The 25,648-nt window shown below is 39.6% G+C and carries 16 protein-coding genes; 9 read left to right on the forward strand and 7 right to left on the reverse strand.

The annotated features are described in order from the left end of the window. Nucleotides 1-19: 19 nt before the first annotated feature. The 4 genes from QNI15_RS29595 (at nucleotide 20) to QNI15_RS29610 (ending at nucleotide 6,264) form a co-directional block, all read left to right on the forward strand. Nucleotides 20-1,726, forward strand: a complete 1,707-nt coding sequence (locus QNI15_RS29595; RefSeq protein ID WP_314035267.1) for a RagB/SusD family nutrient uptake outer membrane protein — start codon at nucleotides 20-22, stop codon at nucleotides 1,724-1,726. 78 nt (nucleotides 1,727-1,804) lie between these two features. After that, nucleotides 1,805-2,206 carry a hypothetical protein gene (locus tag QNI15_RS29600; protein ID WP_314035269.1) on the forward strand — a complete coding sequence of 134 codons (402 nt, stop codon included), beginning with the start codon at nucleotides 1,805-1,807 and terminating at the stop codon, nucleotides 2,204-2,206. A 34-nt stretch (nucleotides 2,207-2,240) separates the two neighbouring features. Next, complete coding sequence (locus QNI15_RS29605) at nucleotides 2,241-3,341, forward strand: endo-1,4-beta-xylanase (RefSeq protein WP_314035271.1); 1,101 nt, start codon at nucleotides 2,241-2,243, stop codon at nucleotides 3,339-3,341. A gap of 58 nt (nucleotides 3,342-3,399) precedes the next feature. Then, nucleotides 3,400-6,264 (forward strand): glycosyl hydrolase 115 family protein, encoded by a 2,865-nt coding sequence (locus QNI15_RS29610; RefSeq protein ID WP_314035273.1) that lies wholly within the window; start codon nucleotides 3,400-3,402, stop codon nucleotides 6,262-6,264. Between the two features lie 355 nt (nucleotides 6,265-6,619). Here QNI15_RS29610 and QNI15_RS29615 read toward each other — a convergent pair whose 3' ends face one another. The 3 genes from QNI15_RS29615 to gcvH all read right to left on the reverse strand — a co-directional run bounded on the left by QNI15_RS29615 (nucleotide 6,620) and on the right by gcvH (nucleotide 11,021). Further along, nucleotides 6,620-8,461, reverse strand: a complete 1,842-nt coding sequence (locus tag QNI15_RS29615) for a hypothetical protein (RefSeq protein ID WP_314035274.1) — start codon at nucleotides 8,459-8,461, stop codon at nucleotides 6,620-6,622. An 852-nt stretch (nucleotides 8,462-9,313) separates the two neighbouring features. Next, a complete protein-coding gene (locus tag QNI15_RS29620; RefSeq protein WP_313994159.1) occupies nucleotides 9,314-10,609 on the reverse strand; it encodes a M28 family metallopeptidase in 1,296 nt (431 codons plus the stop codon). 34 nt (nucleotides 10,610-10,643) lie between these two features. Then, nucleotides 10,644-11,021: a glycine cleavage system protein GcvH gene (gene gcvH, locus QNI15_RS29625; protein WP_313975693.1), complete on the reverse strand. Its 378-nt coding sequence runs from the start codon at nucleotides 11,019-11,021 to the stop codon at nucleotides 10,644-10,646. 311 nt (nucleotides 11,022-11,332) lie between these two features. On the opposite strand from gcvH, the gene QNI15_RS29630 reads away from it, so the two are divergent. The 4 genes from QNI15_RS29630 to QNI15_RS29645 all read left to right on the forward strand — a co-directional run bounded on the left by QNI15_RS29630 (nucleotide 11,333) and on the right by QNI15_RS29645 (nucleotide 18,392). Then, nucleotides 11,333-13,549, forward strand: coding sequence for a peptidase domain-containing ABC transporter (locus tag QNI15_RS29630; RefSeq protein ID WP_314035276.1), 2,217 nt, complete (start codon nucleotides 11,333-11,335; stop codon nucleotides 13,547-13,549). 234 nt (nucleotides 13,550-13,783) lie between these two features. Further along, the gene (locus tag QNI15_RS29635) at nucleotides 13,784-15,166 is read left to right on the forward strand and encodes an HlyD family secretion protein (protein ID WP_313994164.1); all 1,383 of its coding nucleotides are present in this window, start codon (nucleotides 13,784-13,786) and stop codon (nucleotides 15,164-15,166) included. Continuing rightward, on the forward strand, nucleotides 15,153-16,709 hold the full coding sequence (locus tag QNI15_RS29640) for a TolC family protein (RefSeq protein ID WP_314035278.1): 1,557 nt from the start codon (nucleotides 15,153-15,155) through the stop codon (nucleotides 16,707-16,709). The genes QNI15_RS29635 and QNI15_RS29640 overlap by 14 nt, the downstream gene beginning before the upstream one ends. Nucleotides 16,710-17,621: 912 nt before the next feature. Beyond that, entirely contained in the window at nucleotides 17,622-18,392 is a 771-nt protein-coding gene (locus QNI15_RS29645; protein WP_314035280.1) for a hypothetical protein, read from the forward strand. 7 nt (nucleotides 18,393-18,399) lie between these two features. Here the strand turns inward: QNI15_RS29645 and QNI15_RS29650 are convergent, their stop codons facing one another. Continuing rightward, nucleotides 18,400-18,732, reverse strand: coding sequence for a CCC motif membrane protein (locus tag QNI15_RS29650; RefSeq protein WP_313975704.1), 333 nt, complete (start codon nucleotides 18,730-18,732; stop codon nucleotides 18,400-18,402). Between the two features lie 586 nt (nucleotides 18,733-19,318). Here QNI15_RS29650 and QNI15_RS29655 point away from each other — a divergent pair. Then, complete coding sequence (locus QNI15_RS29655; RefSeq protein ID WP_314035282.1) at nucleotides 19,319-23,134, forward strand: DUF7619 domain-containing protein; 3,816 nt, start codon at nucleotides 19,319-19,321, stop codon at nucleotides 23,132-23,134. A 104-nt stretch (nucleotides 23,135-23,238) separates the two neighbouring features. Here QNI15_RS29655 and QNI15_RS29660 read toward each other — a convergent pair whose 3' ends face one another. From QNI15_RS29660 to proS, 3 genes are all read right to left on the reverse strand, one after another. Beyond that, nucleotides 23,239-23,616, reverse strand: coding sequence for a CCC motif membrane protein (locus QNI15_RS29660; protein WP_313994181.1), 378 nt, complete (start codon nucleotides 23,614-23,616; stop codon nucleotides 23,239-23,241). Nucleotides 23,617-23,619: 3 nt separating this feature from the next. Then, nucleotides 23,620-23,976 carry a DUF2752 domain-containing protein gene (locus tag QNI15_RS29665; RefSeq protein WP_314035284.1) on the reverse strand — a complete coding sequence of 119 codons (357 nt, stop codon included), beginning with the start codon at nucleotides 23,974-23,976 and terminating at the stop codon, nucleotides 23,620-23,622. Nucleotides 23,977-24,063: 87 nt separating this feature from the next. After that, nucleotides 24,064-25,539 (reverse strand): proline--tRNA ligase, encoded by a 1,476-nt coding sequence (gene proS, locus QNI15_RS29670; protein ID WP_314035286.1) that lies wholly within the window; start codon nucleotides 25,537-25,539, stop codon nucleotides 24,064-24,066. Nucleotides 25,540-25,648 lie beyond the last annotated feature (109 nt).

A 25,648-nucleotide genomic window follows, 5' to 3' on the forward strand; every position in this document is an offset into this window, starting at 1 on the left:
GATAAGATTTATATATTCTATGAAATCATTTCTAAAATTATCGGCATTCTATATTGCAACAGTCCTGTTTCTTTCAGGATGCAATGGAAAACTTGACGAAGAACCTAAATCTATTCTGGTGCCCTCCTATTTCAAGACAGCACAAGGAATAGATGCAGGAGTAACGGCAGCGTACTCAGGCCTTCGGTATCAATATGGTCCGGAAGGGTCTATGATCATTACGGTATCGGGTACAGATGAGTTTTCGGTAGGCGACGGAGCCAATACAGATGGGGTAAGTATCAACGCATACAATGCGGGTTTAAGTGCAGACAATGGTCAGTTTCTGACTCCCTGGAACAATAACTTTACCTATATCAATACCTGTAATGGCGTGATTGACTTCGGTCCGGAAGCGAATCTGGATGCAGCCACCAGAACCAGACTGATTGCAGAAGCTCAATATCTGCGTGCACACTACTATTTTCTGCTGGTACAAACGTATGGTGCGGTTCCATTAGATCTGGGCTCCGGAGTACTGAAGTTCAATACCAATCCAACCAGTCAGTCTGAACGGAGTCCTGTTGGTGATGTATATGCAGCTATTATCACTGATCTGACGGCTGCGGCTACAAATTTGCCGGATAAACCCTTTCAAACGGGTAGAGCATCCAAAGCTGCAGCCAAACATCTGCTGGCAAAAGTATACCTGACAAGAGCAGGATCTGTAGCCAAACAATCTGATGATTATCAGAGAGCATTTGAAACAGCTAAAGAACTTATAGACAATAAATCTGTATATGGTCTTAATCTGCTACAGGATTTTGGAGATGTAAACAAACAAGGTCAGGAACACAGCTCTGAATCAATCTTTACAGTAGAACACACCAGTGACCTGGTTTTCAATGAGAGTGATGTCAATGCTCCTGCCAGTGGTCTGAAAGAAAATCGCAGTTTGTATCTTTTCACACCATACTACGAAATACAAACTGTTGGTGGTAAATCGCCTGTAATCAGAGACATGAACTACCAACGTCCCTGGAGACGATTTGCCCCTACCAGTTGGTTGCTAAATACTGCCTTTGCAGATAAAACCAACGATTCCCGTTATGATAACACATTCCGCACTGTATGGTTTGCCAATACCTCTGATGCCTCCAGATTACCCGCAGGCATGAGTATGGGAGATACAGCATTTTACATGCCAGGCCGGGCGGTAACAGATGCAGAACGTGCAGCAAAAAAATACCGTATTTATGCGCCTAGCGACTATACAAAGGGTATGTATCCTCACATGAAAAAATTTGACGATACCAAACGTGCAGCAGTTAACTACTCTTCCACACGTGCATTTATGGTTCATAAATTTTCTGAAACATACCTGATCGCAGCTGAAGCTGCACTTATGATGGGAAATAAAGAGGATGCGGTTACATACCTTAACGTGTTGAGACAACGTGCAGCGTACAGACCTGGTAAAGATAACAGTGCAGCCATCACAGCTATGACCATCACAGATCCAAACGTTGTCACACTAGACTTTATCCTGGATGAAAGAAGCCGTGAACTGTGTGGTGAACAGCACAGATGGTTTGATCTGGTCAGAACTGGTAAACTGATTGAAAGGGTAAAACTTTACAATCCGGAAGGTGCTGCCAATATTCAGGAACGTCATACATTACGACCTATTCCTCAAAGTCAGATTAACCTGACTGTAAATGAGTTCCCTCAAAATCCCGGATACTAGCCATGATAACAAAAACTGAGGTCCACAAAACCTCAGTTTTTGTATATTAACAGATTATCAACCTATTATCTGCATTTTATGCGTTGTATCTATACCTCTCTCCTATTTTTTTCTATCTGCCTTTATGCTATTGGGCAAAAAAAGCTCCTTCAGGAAATTTCGTACTTACAACAGAGAAACACCACCCAACTGATCGTATCTGGCAAATCCTACCTGACGCTTGGCGGAGAATTAGGCAACTCCAGTGCTTCAAACCTTGACTATATGCAGTCAATAGGGCATAAGCTAACAGCCATGCATGTCAATACAATAGTAATCCCAATCTATGGGGAACTGCGGAAACCACAAGAAGACAAATTCGACTTTACTCTGGTATTTTCTCCTTTTTCCATAGAATCCACAGATAAACCTAATGGAGCCCAAAGCCATCAGGGCCGGCCTCTTCGTTTTCAGTTAGTAGATATGGTATACAACACTTGAAATTATATTGTTATCACTAAAACCCTCAACCTATATGTATCTCTACAAAACCTGTAATTTCCTAATAATCTCTGCAGTATTAGCATGTTCTTTACAGAACCTTTACTCTCAGTCCAGTACTCCAAAAACTTCCTCCAAGGGTTTAAAGGATTACTATAAGAATTATTTCCCAATAGGAGTTGCCGTATCTCCACGTGCCCTGCAAGGTCCGGAAGCTGGATTAATTCTTCAGCAATTCAATAGTATTACTCCCGAGAATGCCATGAAGATGGGTCCCATTCATCCGGAAGAAAACCGTTATTTCTGGGATGATGCAGATGCTATCGTCAACTTTGCTCAGACCAATAAGCTACGCATACGTGGTCATAATTTATGTTGGCATGAACAAACACCTAAATGGATTTTTACAGATGCTCAGGGAAAAAATGTTACCAAAGAAGTTCTGCTCAAACGGCTCAAGGACCATATTAATGCGGTAGTTTCCCGCTACAAAGGAAAAATTTATGCATGGGATGTAGTAAACGAGGCTATTGATGATGACAGTACAAAGTTTTTACGCAACAGCCTATGGTATCAGATATGTGGAGAAGATTTCATTGTAAAAGCATTTGAATATGCCCATCAGGCAGATCCTAATGCCTTGCTATTCTATAATGATTATAACACTGAAAGACCAGAAAAAACTGAACGGGTATATCAGTTACTTAAAAAGCTGAAAGAAGCTAAGGTACCTGTTCATGGGGTTGGTCTGCAGGCACACTGGTCTATTTACGAACCTACAGAGAAAGAACTTCGCAATGCAATTGAAAAATTTTCTTCACTGGGATTACAGATCCATTTTACAGAAGTAGATATGTCTGTCTATCGCTGGGAAAAAAATCGTCGCGAACGAAAAGAAGGAGAATCAGATGCATTCACACCTGAATTAGAGCAGAAGCAACTGGAACAATACAAGAAGGTATTTTCCATCTTCCGAGAATATAAAAAAGCTATTACAAGTGTCACATTCTGGAATATTTCAGACAAGAGTACCTGGCTGGACAGTTATCCAGTCAGAGGTCGCAAAAATTATCCATTACTCTTTGATCAGAATCTGCAACCCAAGAAAGTGTATTGGGAAGTAATCAAATTCTGATTCTCTGGCTATATACGCTTTGTTACCTGATTTAGTATTACTTATTTATTGCTATCCAATGAAAGTCCTTTTGTTATCTACCAGATTCTGGCTGGCATTAACAAGTTTATTTATAGGAAGTGCATCTGTTGCCTATTCTCAGAATCCCTATGTGACTAATCAAGCAGGAAAAGACCATTTCCTGCTTTCTGCATCAGGAAAATCCACTTCTCTGCTGGTGAGTTCTCAAGACTATCCGGGTGTAATACGAGCAGCAAAAAACCTACAGGCTGATATAAAACTCGTCACACAAACCGAGCCTGCTTTCATTACAGATAAAATTACAAATCAAAAAACTATAGTCATTGCAGGTACACTAGGCAAAAGTCCATTGATTAATCAGTTGGTACAATCCCATAAACTGGATGTAGCTGCACTCAAAGGAAAGTGGGAAATGTTTCAGACCCAGATTATCACCAATCCATTTCCCAATGTAACACAGGCTCTGGTTATTGTAGGTAGTGATAAAAGGGGCACCATCTACGGCATTTATGATTTGTCTGCACAGATTGGTGTTTCTCCCTGGTACTGGTGGGCAGATGTGCCTGTTGCTCAAAAAAAAGAATTGTACGTACTACCCGGAGTGCACTCAGCAGGAGAGCCCAAAGTAAAATACAGAGGCATTTTTATCAATGACGAGGCACCTGCACTTTCAGGCTGGGTAAAAGAAAAATTTGGAGACTTCAATCATGCCTTTTATGAAAAAGTGTTTGAGCTTATCCTGCGTCAGAAAGGGAATTACCTCTGGCCTGCTATGTGGGGGCATGCCTTTTACGATGATGATCCTCTCAATCCTAAGCTGGCAGATGAGTATGGAGTTGTGATAGGAACTTCTCACCACGAACCATTGATGCGGGCACACGATGAATGGAGAAGATATGGATCAGGCAAATGGAACTACCAAACCAATGAAGCCAAACTAAAAGATTTCTGGAAGAGTAGTATCCAACGCATGGGAACCAATGAAAGCATTGTATCCATAGGAATGCGCGGTGATGGCGACGAACCTATGACAGAAGGAACGGCCATTGCATTACTGGAAAAAATTGTAGCTGATCAGCGACAAATTATACAAGATCTAACGGGTAAACAACCTGCTGCAACCCCTCAGCTTTGGGCTTTATACAAAGAAGTACAGGATTACTATGACAAAGGAATGCGAGTACCTGATGATGTAACCTTGCTGCTTTGCGATGATAACTGGGGCAACATTCGTAAGTTACCTAAACTAACAGACAAACCACGATCAGGCGGCTATGGCATTTATTACCACTTTGATTATGTTGGGGGACCACGAAATTACAAATGGCTCAATACTAATCCTATCGCACGGGTATGGGAACAAATGCATCTGGCCTATCAATACAAAGCGAATCAGATATGGATTGTCAATGTGGGAGATATCAAACCTATGGAGTTTCCGATTTCATTCTTCCTGGATTATGCATGGAATCCGGATCAGTTGCCCGCAGAGCAGTTGGAACAGTATACACAAAGATGGGCAGAGAAGCAGTTCGGTTCTAAGTACGCACGGGAAATCGCTTCTATACTGGACAGATATACAAGATACAATGGTCGACGCAAACCGGAACTTCTCTCTCCTGCTACCTATAGTCTGACACATTACCATGAAGCAGAAAATATAGTAACGGCCTATAATTCCCTTGCGGCTGAGGCTGAAAAAATTTACAATTCTCTTCCTGCACAATACAAAGATGCCTATTATCAGTTGGTAATGCACCCTGTCAAAGCCTGTGCAAATCTGAATGATTTGTATGTAACAGTTGCCAAAAACCACCTGTATGCATCTCAGGGTAGAGCTATAACTAATAAGTTAGCAGATCAGGCCAAAGAGTTGTTTACCAAAGATGCCGAAATCTCGGCCTACTACAACAAAACTCTGGCCGGAGGGAAATGGAGCCACATGATGGACCAAACACATATTGGCTATACCTACTGGCAGCAGCCACCCAGAGATTCCATGCCCGCAGTGAAAACTATAGAAGTACCTGTTACATCTGAAATGGGTATAGCCATAGATGGATCAGATACATGGTGGCCTCAGGCTAAGGAAGAAGCTGTTTTGCCAGCGTATACCCAAAATAGTTCTTTGGTACCTTATATAGATGTATTTAACAGAGGTCAGTCAGCCTTTATGTATAGTGTAAGCTCGCCTGTGTCCTGGTTGTCGTTTTCTTCTGCAAAAGGAACTGTAACCGATCAACAACGGATAAACCTACAAGTTAATTGGTCCAAAGTACCAGCAGGGCTACAACGAATTCCTATCACCGTCACAGGTCCTGCTAATAGCAAAGTTGTCGTGCAAGCTGTAATTGATAATACTCCTAAGGTTGGCAAAGGTTTTTCAGATAGTAATGGGTATATTTCTATAGAGGCAGAACATTACAGCAAAGCAATAGGCACTGATAGTACCTGGAAAAAAATTCCAACTCTTGGACGTACTTTATCAGGAGTCACTCCATTTCCGGTTACAGCTTTGAGCCAGTCACCAGAAGCAAATAGCCCTCATTTGGAGTATATGATACAAACAAAGTCAGCAGGAGAAGTAAAAATACACGCCTATCTGTCTCCGACCTTAAACTTTACTGCTGGTCAGGGACTTCGCTATGCCATCTCTGTAGATGATGAGGAACCTCAGATTATAAATATACATAAAGAGGAAACCAATCATAAATGGGAACAATGGGTAGCTAACAATATCAACATTCAGGTTTCTAGCCATCAACTCACGAGACCTGGCGAACATGTGATCAAATTCTGGATGGTAGACCCAGGCATAGTATTGCAAAAGCTGGTTGTCGATACAGGAGGGTTACAATCCAGTTACCTAGGCCCTCCCGAAAGTTCTCAAGCTCTCAAGTAAAAGGTAGAAAGTAAGAAAAAAAGCCACAAAGAGAGTAGTGATACCTTTAAACGCGAAAGGTCGTATCTGTGCGTTGGCAATCTTTCTGCCGCGAGGAAAGCCCCTGGCTTTGCGGGTGGAAGGTTCGGCAGAAAGTGCCCTTTTTTTGGTTACTATTTTTGGACAAGCAAAAAAAGTAACAGGCGGTAGGAAGAAATATGTTCCAGACTTTAAACCAACCTTGGATACAAACAAGTAAAAATAAGAGGTCTGTGAAAGAATGAAGAAAGATTTGTCAAAAGAAACCAGCACCTACACTATTTTAAAAAGTATAGGTACTGGTTATAAGACCCCCTTCCAAAGTTTAACGTATATATTAATTCTTCGTTAGATCTTTATTGGCAGAATCTTTAGGTTCAGGAGCTACTTTTTTAGAAGAATCTTTATCTATAGAGTCCTTGTCTACCGAATCTTTCTTCTCTTTCACCGTTGGACGAGGCCCTTTTTTCTGCAATGCTTTTGCCTTCTTACGAATCTCTTTTACTTTATTTATATTCACTGTTGTAATGGATGAAAATAAACCTGACTTGAGAGATTGCCACAGGTAAGTTACAAAGCTGTCATCTCTTTCCCGCTGATAAAAAATAGTTCCTAATCTGGCAGGCTTCTCTTCTTTTGCAGTATTGTCTGCCTTGATAGCAATATTTCCCAGTAATGTCAGCAACTGATGTGTTTTGTGCTTTTCAGGGTCAATTACTTCTATTTTCAGATCTCTGTATAATGCCTTGACAGAACCTCTTGCGATACCACGACGAATATGAGAGGAAAAGGTGACCTCATTCACCAATCCATCTGTCAACCGGATGTTTTCATTTGGAAAACTAATCAGATTAAAGGCAGTAGCACTCATTCGGTCCAGATGTCCACGATAAGCACAATTAAATTGTTTGGAGAGCAGATTCATACTAACATTCAGTGTCAGTAATCCCCCTTGCATCAGCATCGTTGTTGCATGAATCTTTACTGGATTCCGGTCTGTCATCCGTTTGGGATCATTACTCAGATTAGTAATCCGGACATTCGATTTTTCGAACATTACCTTTCCGGGTTTGGGAGCATTTAGTACTTGTTCAGCGTAGGTGATAGAAGCTCCGGAAATAAACGTTGAATCAATCTGTACCTGAAAATTAATATTACGTACTGCTTCATTAGGCATTAAAGGGTGATGGTTTGGTTTAGGAGGCATCCGTTTATCCCGGTATATGTTTACTACCGGATTATTGACCCGAACACTTTGTGCAATTAGCTTTTTATCCAGGGCCTGTCTTAACTCTACACCTTTGCATTCTATCTTAGGCACAGTAATAATAAATCGGTCATTCTGCACTTTCTTCCTTCGAACAAATTCTTTATCAGATACTGTAGGCTGTAACTTCATATTTTCAATAGCCAATGAGTGATCGTCTTTCAAGTCTACCTTCCCTACTTTCAACGCATACAGGTTATCAGCACCCACAAACTGGTAATTTTCCAATGAAGCTTCTATTTTATCGAGAAACGGAAAAGATCGCTTTTGCTTTGTGACTGAGTCAAGACGTATATTATGTAGTGCAATGCGAATGTGTTCAGCTGATTGTGTTGACTTTCCTTTAGAAGCTACTACCGTATGTTTCAGTTTGCCATCCTTTACAATAATCTCGTCAATCTGAATCTCATTTTTCAGTCCATTCAGTAAATCTTCCAATGATTTTTTCTGATCTGTAGAATCTATCTGTTTTATATCGTCTGGTTTGGTTTGTGTGATTGTGATATCCGGTGAATTAATGTAGATACCTTTGAGCTCAATTTTCTTTTCAGCCAGATAGGTTCGCCATTTTATATCATGTAATTGTACCGATTTAGCCTCTATTCCCAGATTTGTATTCCGTTTCGAACTGTCACCTTTGGTGTAAGATGCTAACTTACCAGGTTGTAGACTCACATTATGAAATACAAGATTACTTGTGATAAAGTTGATACTTATCCAGTTGATCTTTAGTTGGTACTTGCCTTTGGTTGCTTCAGAGACTTTTGCTTCCAGCTTTTTACGGATAGTGGGTCCTAATCCCACATTAAGCCATATAAAAATTCCCACAATCACAACGGCAATAATGCCGCCTACCCATTTCAGAACTTTTCCGGTTCGGCTGGATGAAAATCTTACCAAAGACGTTTTCATAAGGTGTGTCTATAACAGATGAATAGTGTATAAGTTATCTCGCCAAGCATTACTTTATAATAAGGAGGGATGGACAGTAGACTAACTATAAAAAACTATTCCATGTGTATATTTATAGAGACAAAGATCTATCTAACCTTTTTGAATAAGATAAACCTACAGAAGTTTAGATATGAGTTTGTTTTACAAGATTATCATCTATGCGTTTGAGAAGAGTATAACGCTGATTTTGTTTTTGAAGAATCTCTCTCAGGTTAAGTTTGTTTATTGTCCCATACATTGTTCTTCCCTAGGCTTCTTCATTTTTTGCTTGCCAAAAAACAGGGTACCAAATGAGAATTTGGTGAGCCAGATTTGTGCGTGTACAAAAAAGGCACTTTCTGCCGAACCTCACACCCGCAAAGCCATGGGCTTTCCCTTATCTTTTCTAGAAACATGGTTTGTAAATAAAGAAAAAAACACTCTCCCTGTCCTCCTGAAAGGATCTCTTGACAAATAGAGCCATGCCTGGTTTGTGAGAAAAACAAATACATTCCAAATCCAAAGGCCGCCGGTCTTGCCACGAGTTCCTTTCAGGAGGACAATAAAGGGTGTAAGGGCACAAAAAAGAGATTACACCCTAAAAGCTGCAAAAGTGAAAAAGTTATGGGACAGGATAAAGGGCTTTCCTCGCGGCAGAAAGTGCCCTTTATGCTTCGTTTTTTTGGGCAAGCAAAAAATGAAGAAGCCAGTGGAAGAACAATGTAAGGGATAATAAACAAACCAAGGAAGAATAATTTCTCAAAAACGAAACCAAAGCCTATAGTCTTTCCCAAGAACATTGGCTCTGGTTTCGTACTATTTCATTCCAGCTTACGGATATTGTTGGATAAAATCTGTAAGCAACCCAAACGTTTCCGGAAACTTAGCCAATGGCAATGTTTCTGCCCGATCATAAATATCATGGTAAAACTTGGGATTACCCAGTGTATAGAAAAAACAGGCCTTTACACCCTTGCGTGCAAAGAAAAAATGATCAGAGTTGGGAGCATTATCCCGCTTCTGTAATTTGGTAAAGTAATGCTTCTCTTCATTGATCTTATTGAACAAGCCGAACTCTTGCTCCAGACGCAATCCGTTTACCATCATAATCCCCTCATCTCCAGCTCCCATCAGATCCAGGTTAATCAGAAAATGAATCTGATTCAGGGGAAATAAGGGATGGTCTGTATAATACTTAGAACCTAACAGACCCGCTTCTTCTGCTGCAAAGGCAATAAAAGCAATTGAGTATTCAGGCTGATTCTCAGGCTTCGCATAATACTGAGCCAGTTCCAGCAAAAGTGTTACACCCGATGCATTATCGTTGGCTCCCGGAAAGTAGACATCTTTGCCCAACTGCCCTAAGTGATCATAGTGAGCCGTGATCACAACAAACTCTTCCGGATGGGCTTTCCCTTCCACAAAACCAACCACATTCTGCGTCTGATAATTCTTAATAAGCTTCGCGTCTACTCTAAACTTGATTTTCTGAGCAGCCGTATCCCAGTCTTTACGAACTATCTCAAAAGTAGGATGACTCAAAGCAGCAGTTGATACAGTCGCAGTCAGCTTTTCTTTCTGCAGTTCAATCAAAGCTTTAGCAGTATGCAGCTTCTCCAATAGATCCGGATTATCTGTAAACTTCCCATAATCAGCAGAAAGGTAAACAATAGCCTTACGTGACAGATTTTGTTTGAGAAAGGCAGATTGAACTATAGTATCCGTAAATAAACGAGGAGGTAATTGCATGATCCGGGCACTTCCCTTTCCTTTTTGGGAAATAGGATTTACCAGAAAGTCTTTTCCGGGTGCAAGATCTGTCTTATTGATCTTCAATGACACCTTTCCCGGATAGGTATTCACATCCAGTGTAAAGGGCTGAAAGTAGGAGTTTCCAAATGGCTTTAACCCCATGTCTGAAAACCGGCTTTTCAGAAAATCAGCAGCAATCCGATCCCCTTGATTCACATATCCTCGTCCGTGAAATTCAGGAGAGGTAAGCGTTTTCAGAGTAGCCCGGGCGCGGGTCATATCCTGCCCTGCTGCTGTGAGGGCAATAAACAGAAACAGCCCTGTTATCGAGGGCCGTTTCTGAAGCAATAGGTTCTTTAGAGCAAAAAGCTGCATGGTTCATTGAAATAAACAACCAAAGAAACAGATATTAACCTACCAATGCACTGTATGCATCTGCAGACAGAAGTCCATCCAGTTGGGATGCCTCAGAAATAGAGATCTTAACCATCCATCCTTTTCCATAAGGATCAGAATTTACCAACTCAGGCGCAGTGTTCAGATCTGCGTTAAACTCCAGTACAGTACCAGACACCGGAAGATACAGATCAGACACCGTTTTTACGGCCTCTACAGTACCAAATATCTCATCTTTAGCTACTTCCTGTCCTACTGTATTGATATCTACATAGACAATATCGCCAAGCTCACGCTGTGCAAATTCTGTAATTCCTACATAGGCAACATCGCCTTCAATGCGTATCCATTCGTGTTCTTTGGTGTACTTCAATTCACTTGGAAAGTTCATAAATAAGGTTCAAGGTTAAAAGTTAAAATAGAAATGTGAGGAAATCGTATCGGATTTCAAACAGACGGTTCGATAAAAATTTATAGTTATGTCCGAAAGTCCAATATCTTCTACATAAATTTACACAACAAGATAAAACCTTATACGTTGTGACATAAGCCGGATTACCTTTCGGGTAGTTTTTCTGTATTAATGATATCTGCTTTTGTGGCGGTAAAGATAAACAGAAAAACAAAACAACAGAACGTTTAAGTAAGTTTGGTTGTTAATGACAACTTCTAGCCAAGGTAAAATTTAACTTAAAGATCAAAATGGACAAAAGAAAAATCACAAAACTATTACAAAAGATCGCAGAGCTGTCGGGGCAAAAAGTCACGCCCATGCAACTCAGCGGAAATGATCATCAGCTTGATAGAGAATATACAATTAAAGACATTCATAAATTTATTGATGAACTAACCTATAAAGGACAAAAGGCAGGCCTTACATTCTTACAAAATCATTTACGCCCTGAAGAAGTAGCCTCTTTTCTGGAAAATATAACCTTTCCTGTTATCTTTTTCCAACAGATTAGTCCTGACAAAATAGAACCATTACTTATCTACAGAGATAAAAATGATGATCTGGTTGGAGAATATCCCGATTCGGAAACTGTATTTAAAGAATCTCAGATACGTGATCTAAGCCGGCAATTCCTGACTCAACAACAAGCAACTGATCCCCGGCAAAATGGACACGTCATCTTTGTAACTTCATTTCCGGTTCACTATCTCGCCGACCAGCCAACAGGAGATGAAAATAAAGAAACCCTTGAGCCTCCTACTCCACTCAAAAGGTTACTCAACTTATTAGGCTCCGAACGAAAAGATATCTCCTATATATATGTCTATGCTATTGTAGTAGGTTTAATCAGTCTGGTGCTTCCTTTAGGGATTCAGGCAATGATCCGACTTATATCCGGTGGGATGATCTTTAGTTCAGTAGTTGTAATTATTACTGTTGTTATCATTGGATTATTGGCATCTGGTGGCTTACAGATCATGCAAATCTCCCTGGTTGAGATCTTGCAGCAACGTATTTTTGCTAAAGCTGCATTCGAATTTACATACCGTGTTCCCAAAATCCGGTTGGATGCTTTATCCAAATACTATCCTCCGGAATTAATGAACCGTTTCTTTGATGTGATCAATGTTCAGAAATCACTACCCAAGCTACTGGTGGATCTGACAGGGGCTGTACTTCAGATTTTGTTTGGATTAATTTTGTTGTCTTTCTACCATCCTTTCTTTCTTGCATTTAGTGTATTACTGGTAGGCATCATTGCCCTAATCTTTAAAATAACAGGTCCAAAGGGTTTGAAAACCAGTTTGACTGAATCAAAGTATAAATATAAGATTGTCTACTGGCTTGAAGAGATTGCCCGCACTGTCAACAGTTTTCGTCTGGCAGGCGATACTAATCTGCATATGCAAAAGATGGACGACTATGTAAGCAACTATCTTTACTATCGGAAAAGTCATTTCAGTGTGTTACGTACCCAATTAATTTATATTGTTATTTTTAAGGTACTGATCATTGGAGGTTTACTTATTCTGGGCACCCTGCTGGTGGTAGACCGCCAGATTACGCTGGGTCAGTTTGTAGCCTCTGAGATTGTAATAGTGCTGGTAGTGGCTGCGGTAGAAAAGATTATTGTCAATATGGACACCGTTTATGACCTGCTTACAGCGGTAGAGAAAATAGGTACAGTAACGGATATGCCTCTGGAAAATGAAAGAGGAACGCCTCTGGAATTAAATACAAACAGCCAAGGCATGGAAGTAGCCATCAAAGACCTCCGGTATCGGTATGCAATGGGAGACAAGGCATTGGAAGGCGTTAGTTTTACGATCAAAGCTGGTGAAAAAGTAGCGATTGCAGGGATGCATGCAGCAGGGAAACACACATTAGCTAAGCTACTGGCGGGTGTTATGACTGATTACACAGGTAGCATTACCTATAATCAGATCTCCTTGCGGGATATTCATCCGAGTTCCCTGCGACCTATAGTATCCAATTACCTGTTTGAAGATGCAGTTTTTTCTGGTTCTATTCTTGAGAATGTAGCAATGAATCGTCCAGGCATCAGCTATGAGGATGTCCGCTGGGCACTGACCAATGTAGGTCTACAACATTATATGAATAAGCTACCGGAAGGTCTCTATACGCATATTGGTGCTGATGGACAACATCCTTCAGAAGGAGTTACACATAAAATACTCTTTGCCAGAGCTATTGTTTCCAAACCCAAACTACTGGTAGTAAAGGACACTTTACCTGAAATGTGCCGTACAGACCGTACTCAACTGATTCAGTTTATGACCAGTCGCGAAATGCCATGGACGCTGGTTGTAGTAAGTAATGATGCTATGCTGCTGTCACAATGTGATAAGGTTCTTGTTTTTGATGACGGGCATCTGGTTACCCAGGGTTCGTATCAGCAAGTGAAGGATCATCCTGTATTGCGGGAAGCCATTTTACAGGATTAAGTCCAGTTTTGTTCTCACACAATCTGTTTTGCATCATTTTTGATAGGTGATGCAAGACACTTTCCAAGATGAGGTAAAAACATTGACCTCGTAAATGAAGTTAAACAGATAATGAACAAAAATCTGATCTTTCCTAAGAGATCCGGGTGAGAGGACTATAACCGCTCACCAACTCTTGTTTAGAAGGATTAAACCTTAGTTTATTTTACACATTCAAGTATAAACCGCCTCCGTATGTTACATATATCAAATAACAATATAGATTCTCATGAAATCGAAAAGAAGGTCTATGCCCTGCAGACCTTAGGGACACCCCGATCTGGCAGGGTAATAGCCTATTGGTTAATAGGAATATTCGTTTTCTTCTTCTTATGCCTTTTCCTGCCCTGGCAGCAGAATGTTCAGGGATATGGGTATGTTACAGCGTTTGCCCCAAAAGATCGTCCACAAACAATTCCCTCTGTTATTGCCGGACGAATTGAAAAATGGTATGTACAGGAAGGCCAGAAAGTAAGTGCCGGAGATACCATCCTAGTTATTTCAGAGGTAAAAGATGAATACTTTGACCCACAACTACCTGAGCGTCTACAGGAACAGATCAAAGCTAAAAATGAAGGGATTGCAGCTACTCAGACTAAAATTAATGCACTGGAAGATAATATTGCCGCACTACAGAATGGGTTGAAATTTAAATTGCAGCAAGCGGCCAACAAATTGCAACAAGCTCGCTTTAAATTGCAGATGGACAGTGCCGATTATGAAGCAGAGAAAATAAATATGCAAATTGCCCGCCGCCAATTTCAGGCAGGTGAAAATATGTACAATGGCCAGTTAATCTCTCTGGTAGACTTTGAAAAGCGAAAAGCCAAGCTGCAGGAAACACAGGCCAAGCTGATTGCCTACCAAAATAAAGTAGATGTAGCTCGTAATGAGATTATCAATGCTCAGATTGAACTGAGTTCTATCCGGGCAGATTACGCAAAAGAGATCTCCAAAGCACAATCTGATAAAAGTTCGGCAGTTTCCTATCTGGCAGATGCACAAGGTGAACTATCCAAACAGCAAAACAAATATTCCAGTGTACAGGTACGGATCAAAAACCGGGCAGTCATTGCGCCACAGGATGGATATGTGGTAAAAGCACTGAAAGCTGGGGTAGGTGAAACGTTAAAAGAAGGAGATCCGGTGGCTACGATTCAGCCAGCACAACCAGCCAAAGCGGTAGAACTCTATGTAAAAGCAATGGATGTTCCTCTGCTCGAAAAAGGTCGTATGGTGCGTTTGGAGTTTGATGGATGGCCTGCGTTACAGTTTTCCGGATGGCCAAGTGTATCCGTAGGTACATTTCCTGGACGTGTGGCAGTCATTGACTATGTTAATAGCAAGGATGGTAAATACAGGATTCTGGTTACGCCTGATAATGAGGAAGAAGAATGGCCAGAGCAATTACGTCTTGGGTCGGGGGTAAGTGGCTTTGTAATGTTGAATGATGTACCTGTATGGTATGAAATCTGGCGGCAGCTAAATGGCTTCCCACCAAGTTTGCAGAGTCCAACAGCAGGAGCAGAAGATTCATCTGAGAAAAAGAAGGAGGGAGAGAAAGATGCAAAGAAATAGCCAGACACGTAAGGTCTTTGGCTGGCGATCGCGCTTTCCAGCCAAAGCACACATTCTATCTATCACAAGAATGCTTATTTTCTGTTTGTATGTTCTGTTTCAGGGATTGCATTTTACTGCTTCAGCTCAATTGGCATCAGACAAAAAGCCAACAACAACGGTTGAGTCTAAAACCATGAGCAGTCAGGATTTTCTTCAACGAATTTTAAAGTATCATCCTGTAGCCCGGCAAGCAGCCTTATTAAGTGAGCAAGCGCGGAATGAGATTCGGTATGCACGAGGTTCTTTCGACCCTAAACTGGAAGCCAATTATGAGAATAAAGAATTGAAAGGATCTACCTACTATCATCGATGGGATAGCCAGTTGAAGATTCCTTTCTGGATTGGAGAGATAAAAGGGGGATTTCAGCGTGGTGTAGGCAACTATATTAACAACGAGAATTATACAAGTACCAGCGGATTAATCTTTGCTGGAGTCTCTATTCCGCTACCCATCAGCCAGGATTTCCTGATAGACCAGCGACGTAGTACTCTCCGGCAGGCACAGGTGTTTCGTAATATTGCCGAAGCAGATCGCGTAAAGGAAATCAACAAACTGGTTTTCAATGCGACTAAAGAATACTGGGAATGGTATCTGGCTCACAACGAATATACCATGTTGCGTGAAAATTACGAACTAGCCAATATACGTTATAAAGCAGTAAAAGGTCGTGTTGTAGAAGGTGATCTGGCAGGCATTGACTCAGTAGAAGCACAAACCATATTGCAAGACCGTCTGATTCGCCTCACACAGGTAGAAGTAGATTTATTGAATGCACGTATCCGGTTGTCTAACTATCTGTGGGGAGAAAATGATACTCCATTAGAGATGCCCTCAGATATTGCACCTGAACAATTTGATGTAACCCATAGAGTAGAAATGGAAGCTACTCTGATACGTCTTCGGGATATGGCACAAGCAAACCATCCGGAATTGCAAAAATTGACTTTTAAAAATGAACAGCTTACTATCGAAAGACGCTTTTTACGAGACCGTTTTAAACCAAACTTACGGGTTAATTACAATTTACTGAGTAGCCCTACATATAATACAGACGGCCGTATTTTACCTTCGACAGTGGATATGGCTTATTTGCAAAACAACTATAAGTGGGGATTTGAGTTTAGTTATCCTTTGTTTTTACGAAAAGAACGAGGCAAGCTGGCTCTTAATGAAGTAAAGATTGAACAAAACAATCTGGAACGCCAGCAAACATCCCGTGAAATTGCAAACAATATTCAAACTACCTATAATGATCTGCGGAACCTGGATTCGCTGATCCGGCTCCAACAGGTTAACATTGCCAACTATCGACGGTTACGGGATGCAGAGGTACAAAAGTTTGAAAATGGAGAAAGCTCTCTGTTTCTCATTAACTCACGGGAAACCAAGTATATCGATGAGCAGATCAAATTGTTTTCTCTGAAAACCAAATATGCAAAGGAACGAGCAGAACTGCTTTGGTCAGCAGGCTTGTCCGACTGGAATCAGTTAGCTGAATAAGATTGTATACAGGTCTAAGGATTACATGATTGATCCCAAATTTTGGATATGAGTAAAACCCAAGCCTATGTTTTTGACAATATGGGCTTGGGTTAATTTTTGAGAAATCTCTCTTCCTGCGTTTGTTTATTATCCCTTACATTGTTCTTCCACTGGCTTCTTCATTTTTTACTTGCCCAAAAACAGGGCACCAAACGAGAGTTTGGTGAGCCAGATTTGTGTGTGTGCAAAAAAGGCACTTTTCTTCAAACCTTCTGTCCGCAAGGCCAAAGGCCAACCCTTATCTTGTCCCATATCTTTTTTAATTTTGCAGGTTTTAGGAAAAATTCTCTTTTACCCTTGCCCCCTCCCTGTCCTCCTGAAAGGAACTCGTGGCAAGACCGGCGGCCTTTCCGACTGGAAAATATTCTTTCTCTCCAAAAACGAACACAACTCTATTTGTCAAGAGATCCTTTCAGGAGGACAGGGAGGATGTTTTTTCTTTATTTACAAACCTCATTTCCACAAAATATAGAACAGGATAAGACCAACCTCGCGGAGAAAAGATTGCCTACACACTTACACTGACTTTCACAATTGAAGTTATCGCAACCATCTTTGTAGCTTATTTATTCTGTACTACTATTATGGCTTCAAAGTAAAGTTGTTTCCTCAAAATTTGGAGCGACTCATATAGTTGGTTATTCTATTCTAATTATCCTATTTCCCATCTTCTCTCTTGTGCAACCATGTAGTACAAAGCTAACAACCACACCTTTACAAATCAATGCATTAAACACAAACTAAATAACTGACGATCAATACAATAAAGCAATAAAAATTCATTAAAAAACAAAGTAAAACATAGCACTATTTTTTGTATCTTTAAAGTACCTAATTCAATCAGCAAACGTTTAAACACTTAGTATCTATATGCCTCGTTACCATACAAATACAACAGCGATTCGCAAGTATAAATCTGAATATTATGGATTAATGGTCTACGAAGCCCGCCTGAATCATGAACTATTCCGGATGGCACAACACATCAAAGCTATCAAAGAAGATGAGAAGCAATCACTTGCCAATCAAACTCTTCTGACTACTCTATTGGCTCATACCAGTGAGCATAAAGCTAAGCTGGAAGTACAGCCTGCCTCCAAAGAACGTAACAAACAACTCAAAAAAGCGGAAAAAGAGTATAAAGAAATCAATGCCAAACACAAACGCAATGAATACCACCTCGCTGTGTTGGAAAAGAAAAAGGACAAAGACAATGCAGCTAAATATGTTCTCAAAGAACTGAAGCGCGATGAAGTACGCATTCGTATCAAAACAGCCTATGATATCTGGAAAAAACTTGAGCAGGAAGAACAATACGAGTTTATGGATTTTGAACTGTTCAAGGCTTTACACTTTGTAAAACAATCAAAGCAAGCTGCTAGCCAGACTACAACTAACACCCAATCAGATCTGGCTTCCGAAAAACCCCTTTCAGTGGCGGGTGTCAAACCATTTATACAGGAGAAATCGACCCGCGTTATAGTAAATGCTTATTTTAATCGTTTCCAAAACTACCTTACAGTGACTAACCCCGACGACAAGAATAGTATCCATTGCACTACCCAAAAGCAGTTTACATACTCTATACAAGAAGAGATTAAAACAAAGGGTTCAATCCAATCTATTTATGGATTTCAATAGTTCTATTTCACTGGAAAAATCTTAGTTCATTACCTATTACCCCTGTTGCTACTGCAATAAACAAAGCGATAGTTAATAAACTAACCAAAGCCGAAAGTGCGATTCCGACAATCGCACAAATACGTCCTGCCTTAAGGTTTTTATAAGAGCTGAAAGAATAGTTATCCGGATCGTTGTAGTAACGAACCAAATCCTGCTTTGCCAACATAAGAGCAACAATCCCACTAATCAATCCCCAAATACCATAGTACCAGAAGACAAAAATAGAAATAACGCCTAATACTTGTACAACCAGAGTATTGGGTAGTTGTCGTTGCTCAAATCCGGACTCTTGCTGCATATATTGAATAGTGTTTATTTTTAATGAAACAAATACTTTTGTTCTATTCAAACAACAAAAGCCTGGATGATCCAGGCTTTTGTCAAAACAGATTCAGAAACTTAGCTTCCAAATATATCTCTCATCCGCTCTTGCATCAGCGTAGGGTCAGATAATGCCTCAAAGCCATTCAGAAAGATGAGAAGCAATCTCTTGCTGATCAGACTCTTCTAACTAAACTACTGGCACATGCAACACAGCAAAAGAAAGAACTGGAATATCTATAACAGTACTCGTTTGAAAAAACTTTTATCCTCTTTTTATTCTGTTTCACGAGATTTTTATAGTCTTATATTTATTAGCTAGTCAGCAGAAACGCAGTAATTCTTGAAAAACTTTTTTCAAGAGGATTGTATGTTTCGACCCTACATAATATCTGTATCACTGATATGTATAAAGTTTCTCATAAAAACACTCCATTTAGACTAAAATCTGAATATTGATGATTATACAGCAATTATTCAACATGTAATAAAGGGTTAAACATTCAAATATTACTACCTCCTGCTTTACATATCTTTGCAGCAAAATATACAGTATTCTTTTTATGAATAAACAACTACCTTTTCTATTTTTCTTTCTTCTACATATTTCTACAGTTTACACTTTTGGGCAAACTTACTCTTTCAAAAGAAGTCTTGGTCCACCCTTATTGCTAAATCCATCCTGTGTTGCAACAGATCAACAAGGTATGTTATACGTTGCGGATATAGATGGATATAATGGACAGATTATGAAACTTGACTCTAATGGAATTATACTAGAACAACTAGTATATAGCGACTATATCAATTCATCTAAGCCATTAGATAGACCAAACGGACTTAGTATAGATCCACAGGGTAATATTTGGCTATCTGATGGTCAGATTCGGATACAAAAATTTGACGCTAAAGGTAAATCTTTAGTAAAGATAAATCCATATGGCACACGATTAGGTTCAGCCGATGGCCAGTTTAATACTTTGCTCGATATATTTGCAGATAGTCAGGGTAATGTTTGGGCAGCAGATGCCAACAATACCCGTATTCAGAAATTTAGTACAAATGGTAATTTTCTAGCAAAATTTGGAACTCCTGGTTCTGCAGAAGGAAAATTTAATTATCCTTCAGATGTATGTATAGATCTTCAAGGTAATATTTGGGTTGCTGATAAAAGTAATTATCGTATTCAGAAATTCGATAAAAATGGAAAATTTCTTTTAGCCTCAGGCATCGCGGGTCCTTTTGATGGAGCGTTTCACTCTCCCAAAAACTTAGTCGTAGATAAAGACAATAATGTCTGGGTTACAGATACAGAACTATGTCGCATTCAAAAATTTGATTCTAATGGCAAATTTTTGCTAAAATTCGGTTCACAAAGTACCATCACTGGACCTGTAAATGGAACATTCAAGAATATCAAAGATATTGCATCAGACATCAAAGGAAATATCTGGATAGCAGATGTGTCTGCGAAAAGTATACAAAAGTTTGATAAAAATGGAAAATTTATATTAAACTTTGGTGGTGCATTGGGAGCTAATACAGTAGATGGTCAGTTTTCATCTCCAACAGGGATAGTTATAGATAATCAAGGCAATACTTGGGTAGGAGATGGCGGTAGTCAACATATTCAAAAATTTGAAGCCAATGGGAAATTCGCATTTAGATTTGGTTCTATAGGTGATGGGGATGGTAAGTTTCGTGGTCTTCATGGTATTGTACTAGATAGTCATGGCAACTACTGGATTACAGACCAAGTAAATTCTTATATTCAACGGTTTGATGACAAGGGTAATTTCTTAGAAAGGATAGCAACAGTAGGTTCCGCAGATGGATTGGTAAAAGAACCAATGGGAATGGTTCTGGATCGGCAGGGTAATGTATGGATTGCCGATAGTGGAAATCAACGTATTCAGAAATTTGATAGAAACGGAAAGTTCTTGCTCAAATTTGGGACTTCCGGATCTGCCAATGGAGCATTTTCTGGCCCAACAGGTATTGCAGTAGATCTTCAAGGTAATATTTGGGTTACTGATAATGGGAATCATCGTATTCAGAAGTTTGATAGAAACGGAAAATTCCTACTAACAATCGGTTCAAATGGTACTGCAAATGGCCAATTTAAAAATCCCCAAGGTATTGCTTGTGATAAAGCCGGAAACATCTGGGTTACAGACACATACAATTACCGCATCCAGCAGTTTGACAAAAATGGAAAATTCCTAACAAAGATAAGTACTCTTAATTTACAACCACGTTATATTGCATTTGCTCCAAATGGAGATTTGTATTGTACAACCAATAGAGGTGTATATATATATAGTACAGGCATTTATGATCCATTGCCCACCTTAATAAAAGGCCGTATTTATTCAGACGTAAATCAAAACTGTACGTTTGATAATATAGATAAGCCTCTTTCAAATATTTTTGTTAAAACACAACCTGGTAATTATTATGCAAGTACTGACAACGACGGATACTATGAGATTATAGCAGATACTGGTACATATACTGTTAGCCAAGTCATTAGTAACACAACAAGTGCACTTATCAAACCAATATGTCCAGCGAATAATGTATCTCCGTTGATTAGCTTAAAGAATATAGGAGATAGTGCAGTAAATATAGATTTTGCAAATCAAGCCACATTATTCCCTAATTTAACAAGTAGTGTTAGCTCTGACAGACGCCGAAGATGTCGCACCAACACAACAGTTATAAGTTATGCCAATATAGGTTATGCAGATGCCCAGAATGTAAAAGTATATGTAAAGATGCCAACACATATAATCCTCAAATCGGCAAACCAACCCTATGATATTGGTCTAGATTCTACCTACATCTTCTCCCTTGATACATTAAAATCGAATCAGTCTGGAACTATCCAAATTATAGATTCAGTAGCCTGTATTGCAGATATAGTCGGTTTGACTGCTTGTACAAAAACCTGGATTACTCCTGCTAACACTCACATTATACCAGCAGATTCGTATTGGGATAGTTCAGTAATAACAATTACTGGAAAATGCACAGAGAATGGCATTATTCGGATGGTCGTTAAAAATACAGGTCAAGGCAATATGGCAGACAGTACAGAGTTAAGACTTTTTACTGATGCAAACCTTGCTTTATATAAAAAATGTAAATTGGAAGTAGGCGATAGTCTTGTGCTAAGGGTTCCAGCAAATGGAAAAACTATCCGTTTAGAAGCTGACCAACGACCTGGCAACCCACTCAAATCACAAACTAACCTCACTATTGAAGGATGTATTGCTTCCTCTAACGAAATAATCAGCAAAGGTTATGTAGATCTGCTACCACAAGATGATTCAGAACCAGAGGTAGCAGTTCAATGCTTGACAATACGAGATTCTTATGACCCCAATGATAAACAAGTTAGTCCGGCAGGTACAACTTCAGAACACTACACCCCAACTTCAGCAGAATTAAAATATACAATTCGGTTTCAAAATACAGGTACAGACACTGCCTATGTGGTTACAGTAATTGATACGCTATCTGAATTCCTAGATGTTTCTACACTTCAGAATGGATCAATATCACATCCATATACTCTAAATGTAAGAGGAAAAGACCAGCCAATATTAATATGGACATTCAACAATATCAATTTGCCTGACAGTACTCATGACCAGGATGGTAGCAATGGATTTATTCAGTTTTCAATTAAACCTAAGAAAGATCTGCCAGAAAAAACGTTGATTGAAAATTTTGCTGATATAGTCTTTGATTATAATGATCCAGTTCGCACTAATACTACAGTCAATGTACTCTATGATGTGCCTTCTACAGTAAAAGGAGAAAATAAATTAGATGCAGAATCTATAATGTTCCTACGCCCAACAATTAGTAATTTTACACCTGACAATGCACAAGCAGGTGATCAGATTACTATTAATGGAACTAACTATAAAAAGATTCCTACAGATAACCAAGTAAAAATTGGGGGAATACAAGCAACAATTATATCTGCTACAGAAAATCAATTGATAGTAACTGTTCCACAAAATGTATTCACAGGCAAAGTAAGTGTGACTACTCTTGGAGGGACTGCTACCAGTGAAGTTGATTTCATACTAAAACCAACAGCAACCGAACAACCTATATGGAGTAGCCAAATTGTAGTTTCACCTAATCCAACAGATGGGAAATTAACAATCGACTTTTCGAACACCAATGTTTCTTTGCAACAAATAGAGATATACAATCATCTGGGTAAAAAGATAGTTTCTGAAAATATATCTCGTTCTACATCACTTAAGCAATTAGACCTATCTGCATATAGCGCAGGTATATATTTGCTTATATTTAGAACTAAACAAGAGAATGCTTGTCAAAAAATCATTCTGAAATAATTAATCTTTAGTAATATTATTCTTTAAACTTTATTGAATAAAAGTTCATTAAACAACAAAAGCCCGAGTACTCGGGCTTTTGTTGTTTAATGAATGTGATAATCTTAGCTTCCAAATATATCTCTCATCCGCTCTTGCATCAGCGTAGGGTCAGATAATGCATCAAAACCAAACGCAAGAATCATAAAGATAGATAACAGCAGATAGATACTGCCTAATACAATACCTATAATAGCAATGATTCTTCCGGTATTGATGTTACTGTAAGAAGAAGGAGTATACATGTTCGGATTCATTTCATATAATGCCTTATCCTTGTTGGCTAAAATAAGTGCGGTAATACCTAATCCCAATCCGACAATACCATAACAGCAACAGGTAGGAATAGATAGGATACTTAAAATTAATACAATAGTGGCATTTGGTAAGGGTTGTTGAAAGCCCATACCCCCTTGATTGAATGTAGTAGGATCTTGTTGCATAAGTTAAAATAATTGATGATTTTTTATTTTTAAGATGTAACTGCTAATAATAATCAGAAAAACAATACCAGACAAAATCTTTACGATCCAGATTCCATACCGAAAATTAATTCGACTGTTTACAAAAACAAATCCAATCAACAAAAACATAGGTAATGTAGCCGGATACATATGCCATGATTCTTTAAAATCACCACGTAACAACGCAATAATAGAACGCTGTAATCCACAACCCGGACAATCAATCAGAAACACTTTCTTAAAAGGGCATGTCAGCAAATGATGACTTATCCAATCAATAATGTCCTGATAAGAAGTCAGCAGGATTATGGCGCCTAAACTACCCAGATATCTGAACATACTTCTAAAAGAACAGGTATGCTATATAACTTACATAAAGTAAAGGCATTTCTTACAATGTAAAAAATGCCTTTGTAATTGGTTCTATTAATAAGCCCGTGCAAACAAAACACGTCTGGAAGAAGGCTTTCCTGTTACAATACACTTACCTTCCTCTGCTGGCGCATCCAATGGAATACAACGGATGGTAGCTTTGGTCTCTTCCTTGATACGTTCTTCTGTTTCAGAAGTACCATCCCAGTGAGCCAGAACAAATCCTGGTTTCTCATCCAGCATTTGCTTAAACTCATCATACGTTTCAACCTTTGTAGTATTGGCAGTCCGGAAAGTTTGGGCCTTCTGATAAATATTCTGTTGAATATCTGCCAGCAATCCTTCAATCTGGCTGGCAAGATTTTCCATCGAATAGACTTTCTTCTCCTTGGTATCCCGACGAGCCACTTCAGCGGTACCATTTTCCAGGTCACGAGGGCCGATGGCAACCCGTACAGGTACACCTTTCAGTTCATACTCAGCAAATTTCCATCCAGGTGAATTTCCATCACGATTATCAAACTTCACACTGATTCCCTTGGATTTTAACTCTTTTACTAGAGGCTGAATCTTTTCAGTAATGGTAGCTAGTTGCTCACCCCCTTTAAATATTGGGACAATCACTACTTGAATAGGGGCCAGTTTGGGAGGTAATACCAGACCTTCATCATCTGAGTGTGCCATAATCAAAGCACCCATCAAACGTGTACTCACACCCCAGGAAGTTCCCCATACATAATCCAGTTTTCCTTCTTTGCTCGTATACTGCACATCAAATGCTTTGGCAAAGTTTTGTCCCAGGAAGTGAGAGGTACCTGCCTGCAATGCTTTTCCATCCTGCATCAGTGCCTCAATACAATACGTATCTTCAGCCCCTGCAAAACGTTCATTAGCGGTTTTTACACCACGTACTACCGGTAAGGCCATCCAATCTTCGGCAAATGTGGCATATACTTCCAGCATCTGTTTGGTCTCAGCAACAGCCTCATCCGCAGTAGCATGTGCCGTATGCCCCTCCTGCCACAGAAATTCAGTTGTACGCAAAAACAGGCGTGTACGCATTTCCCAGCGAACCACGTTAGCCCACTGATTTACCAGAACAGGCAGGTCACGATAGCTTTGTATCCAGTTTTTGTAGGTACTCCAGATCACCGTTTCCGATGTGGGACGCACAATCAGTTCTTCTGTCAGCTTTGCTTCCGGATCTACAATAACTCCACTTCCATCGGGTGCATTTTTTAAACGATAGTGTGTAACCACCGCACATTCTTTTGCGAATCCTTCTACGTGGCTAGCTTCCTTGCTCAGGAACGATTTGGGTATAAATAACGGAAAGTACGCATTGGTATGCCCTGTTTCTTTAAACATATCATCCAATGCCCTTTGCATTTTTTCCCAGATAGTATATCCATAGGGCTTAATCACCATACATCCGCGCACAGGTGAGTTTTCGGCAAGGTCAGCCTTCTGAACCAGTTCATTGTACCAGGCTGAATAGTCTTCGCTTCGTTTTGGCAATCCTTTACTCATGAATTCAACAAAAAAGTTAATGAATAATATAGGTTAGGTTATTTGTATTGTAAAGCATTCACATTGCTAATCCATTGGTAATTAAACTATACTAAATCGATTTCTTTGA

It is taken from the genome of Xanthocytophaga flava, assembly GCF_030068545.1.
GTDB classification, from domain to species: Bacteria; Bacteroidota; Bacteroidia; order Cytophagales; family 172606-1; genus Xanthocytophaga; species Xanthocytophaga flava.